This is a genomic window from Hasllibacter halocynthiae, assembly GCF_003003095.1.
In the GTDB taxonomy this organism is placed as follows: domain Bacteria; phylum Pseudomonadota; class Alphaproteobacteria; order Rhodobacterales; family Rhodobacteraceae; genus Hasllibacter; species Hasllibacter halocynthiae.
Map to the genome: position 1 here is coordinate 1,040,839 of NZ_PVTT01000001.1, position 12,469 is coordinate 1,053,307.

Genomic DNA, 12,469 nt, shown 5'->3' on the forward strand with positions numbered 1-12,469 from the left:
CGGGGTTGCCCCCCCGGTCGTTCTCTCAGACGCGGTCGAGGGCGCGGGCGTCCCGCGGGTCCCATCCGATGCGTATCCTCATGCCCGGCGACAGCCTCTCCTGGTCGAGGCTGTTGCGGCACTTCATGACGAAGCCCTCGTCGCCGGCCACGCGCAGGCGCGTGCGGTAGGTGTCGCCCATGTAGACGAACTCCAGCACCTCGGCCTCGACCGTATGCTCCATGCCGGCGGTCACCTCCGGCTTGAACTCGACCCGCTCCGGCCGGACCGAGACCAGCGTCGCCTCGCCGGGCTCCGACACGTTGACAGGCGTCGCGTCGATCACGCTGCCATCCTCCAGCCGGACGGTGCAGGCGTCGCCGGCAATGGTCTCGACGGTGCCGGGCAGCTTGTTGTTCTCGCCGATGAACTGGGCGACGAAGCTGTTCTGCGGCCGCTCGTAGAGCTCGTCGGGCGGGGCGAGCTGCTGGATCACGCCGTCGTTGAACACCGCCACCCGGTCCGACATCGTCAGCGCCTCGGTCTGGTCGTGCGTGACGTAGACCGTCGTGATCCCGAGCTGATGCGCCAAGTTCGTGATCTCGAACTGCAGCGTCTCGCGCAGCTGCTTGTCGAGGGCGCCGAGCGGCTCGTCCATCAGCACCAGCTCCGGCTCGAAGACGAGGGCGCGGGCCAGCGCGATCCGCTGCTGCTGCCCGCCGGAGAGCTGGGCGGGGCGGCGGTCGGCGAAGTCCTCCATCTGGACCATCCCGAGGGCGCGGCGGATCTTCTCCTCGCGCTCGGACCTGCCCATCGACCGCACCTCGAGCGGGAAGGCCAGGTTCTCGCCCACGGTCATGTGAGGGAAGAGCGCGTAGTTCTGGAACACCATGCCGATCCCGCGCCGGTGCGGCGGGATGTCGTTGATCGACCGGCCGGCCAGCCTGATCTCGCCATGGGTCGCCGTCTCGAAGCCCGCCAGCATCATCAGGCAGGTCGTCTTGCCCGACCCGGAGGGGCCCAGCATGGTCAGGAACTCGCCCCGCGGCACGGCGAGGTTCAGGTCCTTCACGACGAGCGTCTCGCCGTCATAGCTCTTCTGCACGCGGTCGAACACGACGAAGGGCTCGTCCGTCGCGGCCTCCGGCCGGATGTCGGTGGCGATCTCGTTCAAGCGGTCGTCCCTTCCCTGCCCCCCGCGACCGCGTTCCCGGCCTTCGGGGGAATACCCTCGCGCCGGAGTGTCGCGTCCCCCGTCGCGGATGACAAGCGGATCGTGGCGCGCCGCCCCGCCCGCGGCCCGGCTGCCCGCGAACGCGGCGCCGGCGAGGGCTAGAGCACGACCGCGCGTCCGGTCCGCGCCGATTCCTGCGCCGCGTGGCCCATGCGAACGGCCCACGCCCCGTCACGCGCGGTGACCTCGACCGGCCCCTTCCCCAGCGCGGCCCGCGCGAAGCGCTGGTGCTGGTAGAAGGTGGCCCCGTTGTGGTCGCCCGCCTCCAGAAGGTCCTCCGGCACCGGCACCTTGCGCTTGACCGGCCCCCGCGGCTCGCGCGGGCTCTCGGTCAGCACGGGCACGGGGGGCTTGCCCAGCCGCTCCGGCCAGAACCGCCCCGGTCCCACGACCTTCGCCTCCAGCATCCCCTTCGGGCCGAAGGCCGCCAGCCGCTCCTGGAACTTCGAGCCTTCGGCGAACATGCACAGCTCCAGCATGGCGCGCGCGCCGCCGCGGAAGTCCACGATGACGTAGGCGTTGTCCCAGACGTCCGCCTCGCCCAGCCGGTTCACGTCCTGGCCGGCGCTCGCCATCACCCGCACGGGATCGTCCCGCAGGATCAGGCGCATCAGGTCGAAGAAATGGCAGCACTTCTCGACCAGCGTCCCGCCCGAGCGGGCGTTGCTCCGGTTCCAGCGGCCCACCTTGTCGAGGAAGGGGAAGCGGTGCTCGCGCACGGACAGCATGCGGATGCCGCCCGTCGCCCCCCCGACCCGGCCCAGGAAGGCGGCGACGGGCGGCATGTAGCGGTACTCCATCGCCACCCAGATCGGCGCGGGATAGCCTTCGGCCAGCCGGGCGACCGCGTCCGCGTCCGCCGGATCGGTGTAGAGCGGCTTCTCCATCAGGATCGGCAGCGGACGGCGCGCGGCGACCTCGGCCAGCTGGGCGGCGTGCAGGTCGTTGGGCGTCGCCACCACCAGCGCGTCGATCCCGGGAAGCATCTCGTCCAGCGAGGCGCAGCGCCGCGCGGCCGGCAGCAGGCCCCGGGCGCCGGCGGCCATCCCTTCGTCCGTCTCCACGAAGGCGACCGTCTCGGCGTCGTCGAGGAGGGCGATGTTGCGGATGTGCTCCTGCCCCATCATCCCGGTGCCGAGGATGCCGTAGCGAAGGGTCATGCGGGGCCTTTCGGTGGCGCCGTGCGGGCGGCGCGGTTGACGTAGTGGGCGAGGGACGGGTCGAAGGAGGTGACCGAGACCTCGACCACCGCGCCGCCCGCCCAGGACCGGCGCAGCACCCGGCCGCACCGGCCGGCGCCCAGCCCGGCCCATCCGGGCATGTCGCCCAGCGTCACCCGGTCCTCGACCCGGGTGACGAAGACCGACAGCTGCGCCCCGTAGCTGAGGTAGAGGCTGTCGCCGAGCTCCTCGGCCCGCGGCCGCCCGCACGCGGCGTCGAGCCAGATCTCCTCGGCCGCGACGTGCAGGCCGCCGATGCGGCGCAGGCGGCGGATGCGAGTCGCGGACCCGAAGGGCGCCCCCTCCGGCGCCCGGCCCTCCGCGACGTCCAGCAGGTCGGCGCCCGGCATCCCCGGCACGCCGTCGGCCCGCTCCAGCCGGAAGAGGCCGTAGACCTCGCGCCCCAGCCCCGCATGGCGCACGTAGTTGCCGCTGCCCTGCCGCCGCTCGAGCAGGCCCCGCCCTTCGAGGTCCGCGAGCGCGCGCCGCAGCGTGCCCACCGCGACGCCCATAGCGGGCGCCATCTCCCGCTCGGGCGAGAGGCGCGCGCCGTCCGCGAGGCGCCCGGCGGCCATCTCGGCGGTGATCTGGGCGGCGACGACCTGCCAGAGCGGCGGGTCGGCGGAAGGGGGCGGGGCTTCGTCCGGCATCGAACCTCTATCGATTGATACAGGATTGATGCACCGGCTTCGCGCTGCTAGTCCACCCCCATGAGCATCGTCCCCGTCACCTCCCCCGACCTTCGCGGCGCCGAGGTCTCGTGGTTCGCCGCGCTCTGCTCGGACGACTACGCGCAGCTCGGCGTGCCCGACGGCGCGCTCCGCTCCTCGTGGGCGCACTGCCGCGACATCGGGCTGGAGGCCGAGGCCCAGGGCTTCCGCAACATCCTGTGCCCGTCGAGCTATCAGGTCGGGCAGGACACGCTGTCCTACGTGGCGGGGATGGCCCCCCTGACGGACCGGATCAACTTCCTCGCCGCCATCCGCTGCGGCGAGATGCAGCCCGTCATGCTGGCCCGCACTGTCGCCACCCTCGACCACATGCTCGAGGGGCGCCTGACGCTGAACGTCATCTCCTCCGACTTCCCGGGCGAGACCGCGCCCTCCGAGCACCGCTACAGGCGCTCCGCCGAGGTGGTCGAGATCCTGAAGCAGGCCTGGACCCGCGACACGATCGACTTCGAAGGCGAGGTCTACTCGTTCTCCGGGCTCTCCACCGATCCGGCGAAGCCCTACCAGACGGGCGGCCCCCTCCTCTACTTCGGCGGCTACTCCCCGCCCGCGCTCGATCTTTGCGCCCGGCATTGCGACGTCTACCTCATGTGGCCCGAGCCGAAGGAGGAGATCGCCGGCCGCATGCGCGCCGTCGCCGAACGGGCCGAGGGATACGGCCGCACCCTCGACTACGGCCTGCGCGTCCACGTCATCGTCCGCGACACCGAAGCCGAGGCGCGCGAGTACGCCGAGCACCTGACCGCCGCCCTCGACGACGAGTATGGCGCTCTGATCCGCGGCCGCGCGCACGACTCCACCTCGCTGGGCGTCGCCCACCAGGCCCGCGCGCGCGAGCTGGCCGACCGGTTCGGCTACGTCGAGCCGCACCTCTGGACCGGCGTGGGCCGCGCCCGGTCGGGTTGCGGGGCCGCGCTGGTGGGATCGGCGGACCAAATCCTCTCCGAGCTGGAGGCGTACCGCCGCATGGGCATCCGCGCCTTCATCCTCTCGGGCTACCCACACCTGGACGAGGCCCGCCATTTCGGCCGCCTCGTCATGCCGCATCTCGACACGGCGTCCCTGCCGCAGGCATACGGCCGCGTGCCGAGCAGCGTGCCGGCGACGCCCCTCGGAACCGGAGACCGCCGATGAGCACCCCCCGCACGACCCTCGGCGACGTCGAGATCAGCCGCATCGTCTACGGCATGTGGCGGCTGGGCGAGGCGGCCGACACCTCGCCGGCGCACGTCCGCGCGAAGGTCGAGGCTTGCCTCGAGCAGGGGATCACCACGATGGACCAGGCCGACATCTACGGCGGCTACCGGGCGGAGGCGATCCTGGGCGCCGCCCTGAGGGAGGACCCCGCCCTGCGCGACCGGATCGAGGTCGTCACGAAATGCGGCATCCTCGTCGATGCCGGTCGCCACGCGGGGCATGTCCGCGTCAAGCACTACGACACCACGCGCGAGCACGTCCGCGCCTCCGTCGAGGCGTCGCGCGCGGCCATGGGCATCGACGTGATCGACCTTCTGCTGATCCACCGCCCCGACCCCCTCATGGACCACCGCGAGACGGGCGAGGCCCTCGACGAGCTGGTGGACGGCGGCACCGTACGCGCGGTCGGCGTCTCCAACTTCCGGCCCTGGGACGTGCAACTCCTCGAATCGGCGATGGAGAACGAACTGGTCACCAACCAGATCGAGCTGTCCCTGAACGAGCTGGCCCCCTTCACCAACGGCGACCTGGCCTTCCACCAGCGCCGGCAGGAGCCCGTGATGGCCTGGTCGCCCCTGGGCGGCGGCGCGCTGATGACCGGGAACGGCCCTGTGCAGGCGGTGATGGACGAGATCGCGGAAGGCGCCGGCGTGGACCGCGCCGCAGTGGCGGTCGCCTTCCTCCTGCGCCACCCGTCGGGGATCGTGCCGGTGCTGGGGACCAACGACCTCGGCCGCATCCGCGCCGCCTCGGGCGCGCTGCGCGTCGACCTCGACAGGCAGGACTGGTTCCGTCTCTACGAGGCCGCGCTCGGCCGCGAGGTCGCTTGACCTTCGACGCCGGCGCCTTCCGCGACGCCCTGGGGCGCTTCCCCACCGGCGTCACGGTCGTCACCTGCCGCGACGCGGAAGGGCCGCTCGCCATCGTGGCCAACAGCTTCGCCTCCGTATCGCTCGACCCGCCGCTGGTGCTCTGGTCGCCCGCCAAGGCGTCGCGGCGCCACGACGCGTTCGTCGCCGCGCCCCGCTTCTCGATCCATGTGATCGCCGCGGACGACAAGGACGAGGCGCTGGCCTTCGTGCGCGACGGCCGCGCCTTCGGCCCCGGCTGGGAGACGGGCGAGGACGTGCCGGTCCATCCCGGCACCCTCGCCCGCTTCGACTGCGCGCGCCACGCCGCCCATGACGGCGGCGACCATACGATCGTCGTGGGCCTGGTGACGGACATCCATGCCCGCGACGGGGACGCCCTGATCTTCGATCGCGGGCGCTACGGAAGGTTTGCGCCGGAACCCTGAGGGGGTCAGGCTCGCGCTGCGGCCCGGACGGAAGATTCGGCTGCCGCGCAGGGACGAAGGAAAGGGGGAGGAAGCCGCGATGCCGGTGATCCTGGGGCTGCTCGCCCCGCTGGAATGGGTGCTGACGCGCGTCCTCCGGCTGTGCCGGACCCTCGCCCTCTTGGCGCTCGGGATCATGGTGTGCGTCGTGCTCTACTCGATCCCGATGCGCTACCTCCTGAACGACGCGCCGGCTTGGGCGAACCAGCTCACGCTGTTCTTCATGATCTGGATGACGGGTCTGATGGCCCCCGTCGCCTACCGCCAGGGCGGCTTCGTCGCCATCGACATGCTCGAGCGGGCGCTGCCCGGCCGCCTGTCCACCCTCCTGGTCCTCGCGCTGACGCTGGCCTCGCTCGTCGTCCTCGCAGCCGCGCTGCCGCACGCGACGGCGCACGTGCAGTCGGGCTGCCTCTTCCGGTCGGCGACCCTCTGGCTGCCCTTCACGCTGGAGCTGGCGATCCCCCTGCCCGGCGAGGCGGCGCTGACGCTCTGCTCGGGCGACGGCTGGGCCTTCGGGTTCGAGGCAGGCTGGACGAAGATGCCGAACGCGCTGACATACATCGCGCTGAAGATCGGCCTCGTCCTCCTGATCCTCGTGAACGTCGAGATGGTGCTGCGCCACCTTGCCACGCTCCTCGGCGGCGCCGACCGCCTCGCGCCGCTGCCCGTGACCGACGCCCCGGTGGCCGAATGACGCGCCCCGCCCCTCGCCCCGTCCCTCCCCCCCGGCCCGGCCAGGAGGGTACGCCATGCTGATCTGGTTCCTGCCCCTCTTCCTGCTGATCCTGATGCTGGGGATGCCGGTCGTCTTCGCCCTGCTCCTCGCGCCGGGCGTCATGCTCTGGGCGGACGGATCCTCCCGCGACCTCGCGATCATGTACCGCAACGTCTTCAACGGGATCGACGTCTTCCTCCTCGCCGCGCTGCCCTTCTTCATGCTCGCGGGCGAGATCATGAACCGCGGCGGCATCACCGCCCGCATCGTCGAGTTCTCCCAGGCGTTCATGGGCCACCTGCGCGGCGGGCTCGCGCACGTGAACATCCTCTCCTCGATCCTCTTCGCGGGGCTCTCGGGCTCGGCCGTGGCGGACACCTCGGCCCTCGGCTCCACGCTCATCCCGGCGATGGAGAAGCAGGGCTACACCCGCCGCTTCGCCGCCGCGATCACCGCCGCCTCCTCCGTGATCGGCCCGATCATCCCGCCCTCGGGCATCATGATCATCTACGCCTCCGTGATGGAGCAGTCGGTCGCCGCCCTCTTCCTCGCGGGGATCGTGCCCGGCATCCTCGTCGGCGCGGGGCTGATGGTCATGGTCCGCCTCCTCGCGGACCGCTACGACATGCCCCAGGCCGAACGGATCGTCGCCCGCGACCAGAGCGTCGGCGCGGCCGAATGGTGGACCTCCTGGGTGATCGCGCGCGCGGTGATCGGCGGCCTGATCGCCCTCCTCCTCACCCTCGTCGCGGACCGGATCGCCCCCGGCACCCTGCCCTGGTGGGGCGCGTGGCTGCTCGGCGCGGCCCTCGCCCACGTCCTCCTCGGCGCGTGGAAGCGGCGCATCAGCCACGACTTCCGCGTCGTCTGCAAGCGCGCGGCCGCCCCCCTCCTGACGCCGATCATCATCCTGGGCGGCATCCTCGGGGGCGTGTTCACACCGACGGAGGCGTCGGCCATCGCCGTCGCCTACGCCCTCTTCGTCGCCTTCTTCGTCCTCCGCTCGATGCGCCTTTCGGACCTCTCGGGCGTGCTCGCCCGCTCGGCGATGGCCTCGGCGGCGGTCCTCCTCCTCGTGGGGGCGGCGGTGGCCTTCAAGTCGGTCGTCTCGCTCTCCCAGGCGCCGCAGATCATGACGGACTACATCCTGGCGCTGTCCCAGAACCCGCTGATCCTCCTCTTCCTCATCAACCTCCTCCTCTTCGTCGTCGGCATGTTCCTCGACGCGGGGCCGGCCATCATCATCCTCGGCCCGATCCTCGCGCCCGTCTTCACCGAGCTCGGCGTCGACCCCGTCCACTTCGCCATTATCATGTCCGTGAACCTGACCGTGGGCCTCGCCACGCCGCCCATGGGCCTCGTCCTCTTCGTCGCCTCGACCGTCTCGGGCGAGAAGGTCGAGACGATCTCCAAGGCCATCCTGCCCTTCCTCGCGATCGAGGTCGCGGTGATCTTCCTCATCACCTACGTGCCGGCGATCTCCTTGACGGTGCCCCGTCTCGCCGGCTTCCTGAACTGACCAACCGGGCCATAAAGGGAGGGACCCGAATGCTGACCACCACCATCAAGGGCTTGGCCGTCGCCGCGCTGGCGCTGACGCCGATCGCCGCCGCCGCGCAGGAGTACACGCTCCGCGCGACCGCCAACTCGAACGAGAACGACGAGGACTACGACGGCCTGATCGTCTTCAAGGACTACGTCGAGGCCGCCTCCAACGGCGCCATCGAGGTCGAGATCTTCATGGGCACCCAGCTCTGCGCCAACGGGACGGAATGCCTGCAGGGCGTGGCCGACGGCTCGATCGACATCTACGTCACCACCTCGGGCGGCGCGGCGGGCATCTTCCCCTACGTGCAGATCTTCGATCTGCCCTACCTGATGGCCGACGACCGCATCGCGGAAGAAGTGCTGACCGCCACCGACCTCGTGCCCGAGCTGCGCGCCCGCGCGCTCGAGGACAGCGGCGACGCCATCCGCATCATGACGGTGGGCAACACCGGCGGCTGGCGCAACTTCGCCAACACCCAGCGCCGGATCGAGACGCCGTCCGACATGGAGGGGCTGTCCATCCGCACCGTGGTCGCCGACCTCCCGCAGGAGCTGGTCCGCGCGCTGGGCGCCTCGCCCACCCCCATCCCGTGGCCCGAGCTGTTCACCTCGTTCCAGACCGGCGTGGTCGAGGGATCGAAGAACGGCATCACGGACATCATGGGCATGCGCTTCCCGGACGCGGGGCTGCAATACGTGACGCTGGACCGGCACGCCTACATGGCCGCCATCTGGGTGATGAACAACGAGACGTTCATGTCCATGCCCGAGGATCTGCGCCGCGTCGTTGTCGACGGGTTCGCCCAGCTCCAGCAGGCGACCTTCGCCTCGCCCAAGCGCAAGTCGATCCAGGCCTACGAGGACTTCACCGCCGGTGGCGGCGACCTCTACGTCCCGACCCCCGACCAGGTCGCCATGTTCCAGGAGGCCGCGCAGCCCGTCTATTCCTGGTTCGAGGAGAACGTCGACGGCGGCGGGGACATCCTCGCCATCTTCCGCGACAGCATCGCCCAGGCCGAGGAGACGATCGGCGCCCGGCGCGAGGCGGACCTGAACTAGTCCCGCAAGGGACGGGGGCGCCCGGCAAGGGGCGTCCCCGACCGCGCGCGCCGGTTAACAAGAATTGACCGGCCCCGCGACAATCCCCGGCCATAATCGGGACAGACCTTCGAATCAGAAACGAGTGGGAAGGCGACCCCGCCCCTGCCGCCCCCCGGGGGGGCATGGCGGGCGCCGCCGATCGAGGTCGAAGGGGACCGGGGACGATGGGCATCATCAAGGACTGGACCGCGGGGACGGGCTCGGCGCTGGCCGGCGCGGGCCTGCTGGCGGGCATGGCCGGCGTCGCGGCGGCGCAGGACGTGACCCTCCGCATGAAGGGCAGCGAGGACATCGTCCTCTCCGGCGAGCTGGTCGAGCACGACGAGGAGAGCTACACCATCTCCTCCACGCTCGGCCCGCTCACGGTCGAGCGCGCGGCGTTCGACTGCATTGGCGAGGGATGCCCGGACGGCGGCGTCGAGGCCGCGCAGGACGGCCCGGTCGTCTGGGACGTGTCGCTCTGGGGCTCGCGCCGCGCCTTCACCGAGCACGTCGAGAAGCTGGCCGAGCTGGTCGACGAGCGCACGAACGGCGAGTTCACCCTGAACATCTCCTATGGCGGGCTCGCCCCCAGCCGAGAGAACCTCGACGGGATCGCCGCCGGCAGCTTCGAGATGGCGCAGTTCTGCGCCGGCTACCACCCCGAGAAGAACCCCTCGATCACGGTGCTCGAGCTGCCCTTCCTCGGCATCGACTCGATCGAGGAGGAGCTGGCCGTCTCCCGGGCGATCTATGCGCATCCGGCCGTGCAGGACGATCTGGCGCGCTGGAACGCCACCCTTCTGATGCCGACGCCCCAGCCGCAGTACAACATCGTCGGCGTCGGCCAGCCGCCGACCTCGCTCGGCTCGTTCCGCGGGATGACCATCCGCTCGGCCGGCGGCGTCGGCCGCGCGATCGAGGCCTTGGGCGCCGAGGCGCAGACGATCCCCGCGCCGCAGGTGCGCGACGCCCTCGCCGACGGCAGCATCCAAGCGGTCGCATTCGCGCCCCACGCCCACATGAGCTTCGGCACGATCGACAGCGGCAGCTGGTGGACCACGAACCTGAACCCCGGCACCGCGAACTGCCCCGTCGTGGTGAACAGCGAGGCGCTCGAGGCGCTGTCCACGTCGAACCGGGTCGCGCTCGTCTCCTCCGTGGACGAGGCGCTCGAGCACTTCGTCGAGAACTACGAGGGCGCGACGATGGACGCCTGGGGGCCGGCGCTGGACAGGAACTTCATCATCCAGATCACCCTGCGCGACGACATCCTGCAGGCGATCGGCGACGCGGTGGCCGCCCCCGCCGCCGAGGCCTGGATCGAGGAGAACGCCGCTCGCGGCCTTCCCGCGCGCGAGCTCTACGACCTCGTGACCGCGACGATCGAGGCCCAGCGCTAAGGCCGCGCCAGCGGGGGCCCGCAGACCCCCACGCGCCGCCGCCCGGCGGGTTTTCGGGCCCGCCCCCCCTGCCGGCGCGGCCCGGCGCCCTAGCTCACCCTCCGCACACACGAACGGAGGGCCAAGCGCCATGTTCTACCATTCCGGCAAGCTCCAGTACGAGGTTCGCTGCGACAGCCCCAACCCGGTCTTCGCCAAGTACCTCCAGCAGGCCATCGGCGGCATCGAGGGCGAGATCCGCGTCGCCATGCAGTACTTCTTCCAGGCCATGGGCGCGCGCGGGAACCCCAAGTACCGCGACATGCTGATGATGACCGCCACGGAGGAGCTGAGCCATATCGAGTTCCTCTGCCACGCCGTCGCCCTGAACCTCGAAGGCGCCCCCCTCACCGAGCGCGAGGCCGCGGCCAAGCTGAACCCGGTCGTCCACGCGATCATGGGCGGGCTGAACCCGCGCCACGTCCTTTCCTCGGGCCTCTCGGCGATGCCGGTGAACGCCAACGGCATCCCCTTCGACATGAGCCACATCTACGCCAGCGGGAACATCGCCGGCGACATGATGGCCAACGTCACCGCCGAGGCGACGGGCCGCACGCTGGCCTCGCGCCTCTACAACATGACGGACGACGCCGGGATGAAGGACATGCTATCCTTCCTGATCGCGCGCGACACCATGCACCAGCAGCAATGGCTCGCCGTGATCGAGGACCTGGGCGGCATCGAGGCGACCATGCCGATCCCGAACTCCACCCCCGAGGAGCACGAGAACCTCGAGCATTCCTACTACTTCCTGAACACCTCGCTCGACGAGCCGACGCCCCAGGGCGTGTGGACGAACGGCGGGCCGACCATGGACGGCCGCGGCACCTTCACCGCCCGCGACAAGGCCGAGCCGATGGGCCAGAAGCCCGACCTCGGCAAGGCGCGCGAGCATTCGGGCGCGCAGAAGCAGCAGATGTGACCCCTCTCCGGGGGGCGGGCCGCCGCCCCCCGGACCCCGCGGACGGGGCGCCGTCAGTGCGGCGGCTGGGGAACGAGGTCGGGCCCCTGCCGGCCCCAGCGGTGCATTCCGGTCGGCGCGGCTTCGGGCGGCGCCCCGGCGAAGGCGCCCATCGTCCGGCGCAGCCCCTCCTCCAGGTCCACGCGGGGCGCGAAGCCCAGCGCCTCGCGCGCCAGGGCGATGTCGGGCCGCCGCCTGACCGGGTCGTCGATCGGCAGCGGCGCATGCCTGATGCCCGCGCCCCCGCCCGCCAGCGCGATCACTCGGCGCGCCACCTCCAGGATCGAGATCTCGGCCGGGTTGCCCAGGTTCACGGGCCCCGCGAACCCCGCCGGGGCGTCCAGCACCGCCATCACCCCATCCACCAGGTCGTCCACGTAGCAGAAGCTGCGCGTCTGGCTTCCGTCGCCGTAGACGGTCAAGGCGTTCCCCTCCAGCGCCTGCCGGACGAAGTTCGACACCACGCGGCCGTCATGCGGGTGCATCCGAGGGCCGTAGGTGTTGAAGATGCGCACGACCTTCGCGTCCAGCCCGTGATGCCGGCGGAAGTCGAAGACCAGGCTCTCGGCGCAGCGCTTGCCCTCGTCGTAGCAGGCGCGCGGCCCCGTGCACGAGACCGCGCCGTGATAGCCCTCCGGCTGGGGATGGACGCCGGGGTTGCCGTACACCTCCGAAGTCGAGGCCTGGATGAGGCGCGCGCCGCAGGCATCGGCCAGGCGCAGCATGTTAAGCGTGCCGTTCACGCAGGTAGTCGTCGTCCGGACCGGATCGCTTTGATAGGCCTTGGGGCTGGCCGGGCAGCCGAAGTTCAGCACCGCGTCGCATTCCAGGGCGATCGGCTCGGCGATGTCGTGGCGGATCAGCCGAAAGCCCGGATGCCCCTCCAGATGCGCGAGGTTGGCCATCCGCCCGGTCGAGAAGTCGTCGACGCAGACCACCTCGTCGCCCCGCTCGAGGAGGCGGTCGCACAGATGGCTGCCGAGGAAGCCGGCGCCTCCGGTCACCAGGATGCGTGCCATGGGG

General features: G+C 71.2%; 12 protein-coding genes. 8 read left to right on the top strand and 4 right to left on the bottom strand.

All coding sequences use genetic code 11. From position 1 onward, the window contains the following. Positions 1-25: 25 nt before the first annotated feature. The 3 genes from BCF33_RS05260 to BCF33_RS05270 form a co-directional block, all read right to left on the bottom strand. Complete coding sequence (locus tag BCF33_RS05260) at positions 26-1,144, bottom strand: ABC transporter ATP-binding protein (protein WP_245883758.1); 1,119 nt, start codon at positions 1,142-1,144, stop codon at positions 26-28. A 167-nt stretch (positions 1,145-1,311) separates the two neighbouring features. Continuing rightward, positions 1,312-2,373, bottom strand: a complete 1,062-nt coding sequence (locus tag BCF33_RS05265; protein ID WP_106159825.1) for a Gfo/Idh/MocA family protein — start codon at positions 2,371-2,373, stop codon at positions 1,312-1,314. Then, positions 2,370-3,083 (bottom strand): GntR family transcriptional regulator, encoded by a 714-nt coding sequence (locus tag BCF33_RS05270; protein WP_106159826.1) that lies wholly within the window; start codon positions 3,081-3,083, stop codon positions 2,370-2,372. The genes BCF33_RS05265 and BCF33_RS05270 overlap by 4 nt, the downstream gene beginning before the upstream one ends. Before the next feature lie 60 nt (positions 3,084-3,143). Here BCF33_RS05270 and BCF33_RS05275 point away from each other — a divergent pair, with 60 nt between their 5' ends. The 8 genes from BCF33_RS05275 (at position 3,144) to BCF33_RS05310 (ending at position 11,407) form a co-directional block, all read left to right on the top strand. Beyond that, a complete protein-coding gene (locus BCF33_RS05275) occupies positions 3,144-4,298 on the top strand; it encodes an LLM class flavin-dependent oxidoreductase (protein ID WP_106159827.1) in 1,155 nt (384 codons plus the stop codon). Then, positions 4,295-5,191: an aldo/keto reductase gene (locus BCF33_RS05280; protein ID WP_106159828.1), complete on the top strand. Its 897-nt coding sequence runs from the start codon at positions 4,295-4,297 to the stop codon at positions 5,189-5,191. The genes BCF33_RS05275 and BCF33_RS05280 overlap by 4 nt, the downstream gene beginning before the upstream one ends. Next, a complete protein-coding gene (locus BCF33_RS05285; protein WP_106159829.1) occupies positions 5,188-5,658 on the top strand; it encodes a flavin reductase family protein in 471 nt (156 codons plus the stop codon). Before BCF33_RS05280 ends, BCF33_RS05285 begins: the two co-directional genes overlap by 4 nt. Positions 5,659-5,737: 79 nt before the next feature. Beyond that, complete coding sequence (locus tag BCF33_RS05290; RefSeq protein ID WP_106159830.1) at positions 5,738-6,394, top strand: TRAP transporter small permease; 657 nt, start codon at positions 5,738-5,740, stop codon at positions 6,392-6,394. A gap of 55 nt (positions 6,395-6,449) precedes the next feature. Next, positions 6,450-7,934 carry a TRAP transporter large permease gene (locus tag BCF33_RS05295; RefSeq protein ID WP_106159831.1) on the top strand — a complete coding sequence of 495 codons (1,485 nt, stop codon included), beginning with the start codon at positions 6,450-6,452 and terminating at the stop codon, positions 7,932-7,934. Between the two features lie 29 nt (positions 7,935-7,963). Beyond that, on the top strand, positions 7,964-9,022 hold the full coding sequence (gene dctP / locus BCF33_RS05300) for a TRAP transporter substrate-binding protein DctP (RefSeq protein ID WP_106159832.1): 1,059 nt from the start codon (positions 7,964-7,966) through the stop codon (positions 9,020-9,022). Between the two features lie 206 nt (positions 9,023-9,228). Continuing rightward, positions 9,229-10,446: a type 2 periplasmic-binding domain-containing protein gene (locus tag BCF33_RS05305; protein WP_245883729.1), complete on the top strand. Its 1,218-nt coding sequence runs from the start codon at positions 9,229-9,231 to the stop codon at positions 10,444-10,446. A gap of 130 nt (positions 10,447-10,576) precedes the next feature. Then, positions 10,577-11,407 carry a manganese catalase family protein gene (locus BCF33_RS05310; protein WP_106159833.1) on the top strand — a complete coding sequence of 277 codons (831 nt, stop codon included), beginning with the start codon at positions 10,577-10,579 and terminating at the stop codon, positions 11,405-11,407. A gap of 53 nt (positions 11,408-11,460) precedes the next feature. On the opposite strand, the gene BCF33_RS05315 is transcribed toward BCF33_RS05310, so the two are convergent. After that, entirely contained in the window at positions 11,461-12,465 is a 1,005-nt protein-coding gene (locus tag BCF33_RS05315; protein ID WP_106159834.1) for a UDP-glucuronic acid decarboxylase family protein, read from the bottom strand. Positions 12,466-12,469: the final 4 nt, after the last annotated feature.